The 1,326-nt window shown below is 68.4% G+C and carries 2 protein-coding genes; both read right to left on the bottom strand.

What is annotated here, in order from left to right; all coding sequences use genetic code 11:
- Positions 1–142: 142 nt before the first annotated feature.
- Positions 143–937, bottom strand: coding sequence for an alpha/beta hydrolase (locus Dsi01nite_RS56895; protein ID WP_203854880.1), 795 nt, complete (start codon positions 935–937; stop codon positions 143–145).
- Between the two features lies 1 nt (position 938).
- The coding region (locus tag Dsi01nite_RS56890; RefSeq protein WP_203854879.1) for an alpha/beta fold hydrolase at positions 939–1,326 on the bottom strand (388 nt) is incomplete at its 5' end.

The raw sequence follows: 1,326 nt of genomic DNA, 5'->3' as shown, positions 1-1,326 counted from the left end.
TTCGTCGAGGAGGTGCCCCAGCCGAAGTTGTACCGGCGGCCCGGCGGGTCGAACGTCGGGTCGGTCAGCAGCCGCCACCCGCCGACCTCGATGAGCGTGGTCGGTCCGCCGATGTGCGTGACGCGGACCGGTGGTGGGGCGCTCATCGGGCGTGGCGCAGGGCCCAGTCGAGGGCGAAGTCGGCGATCTCTTCCCAGCCCTTCTGTGCTGGGAGGAGGTGGGCGTAGCCGTTGTACTCGACGTGTTCGGTGATGGTGTTGGACTTGTAGTGCTTGACGTTGGAGCGCTGCACCGCGGGCGGCATGATGTGGTCCTCGCTGCCGGAGATGAACAGCAGCGGGGCCCGCTGGTCGTTGCGGTAGTCGACCCAGGTGTCCTGGTGGCCGGGTTGGAAGTTGGCCAGGACGCTGCCCCACAGGATGCCGCCGTTGGCCGGGATGTGGTACCGCTCGTACAGCGCCGCCGCCTCCTCGTCGGAGAACGTGTTGGTGAACGCGTACTTCCACTCGTCCAGCGACAGTCCGATGGACCGGTGCCGGTTGGCGGGTGAGCGCAGCACCGGCAGCGTCGACTTCACCTGCGAGAACGGCACGACGTGCACGCCCTCGGTCGGCGCGGAGTTCAACGCCACTGCCGAGGCGCCGAAACCGTGATCGAGCAGGATCTGCGTGAACGCGCCGCCGGCGGAGTGCCCCATGATGATCGGCGGGGTCGGCAGCGCCCGGATGACCGACTCGAGGTGCTCGATGATGGCCGGCACGGTCAGCGCGGTGATGATGTCGGGGTTGGCGTTGAGGGCCTCGACCTCGACGTCGAAGCCGGGGTAGCCGGGCGCGAGGACGCGGAAACCGCGACGCTCGTAGTGGGTGATCCAGTGTTCCCAGCTGCGGGGTGTGACCCAGAAGCCGTGGACCAGGACGATCGTGTCAGGGGACATGTCAGGCTCCGTAGGAACGCAGGAAGGTGAGCAGGTCGTTGCCGAGCTGTTCCTTGTGGGTGTCGGTGATGCCGTGCGGCGCGCCTGGGTACACGATGAGCTCGGCGCCCTTGACCAGCGCCGCCGACGCTTTGCCGCCGACCTCGAACGGGACGACCTGGTCGTCGTCGCCGTGGATGACGAGGGTCGGCACGTCGAACTTCGCGAGGTCGTCGCGGAAGTCGGTGGCCGAGAACGCGGCGATCGACTCGTAGGCGTTGCGGTGCCCGGCGGCCATGGACTGCAGCCAGAACGCGTCGCGGATGCCCTGCGACACGTCCGCGCCGGGCCGGTTGTTGCCGAAGAACGGCCCGTCGGCGAGGTCCTTGTACAGCTGCGAGCGGTCCGCG

Source organism: Dactylosporangium siamense (genome assembly GCF_016862795.1).
GTDB classification, from domain to species: domain Bacteria; phylum Actinomycetota; class Actinomycetes; order Mycobacteriales; family Micromonosporaceae; genus Dactylosporangium; species Dactylosporangium siamense.
The sequence above is the reverse complement of the archived record's forward strand: the minus strand, read 5'-3'. Positions and strand labels throughout refer to the sequence as shown.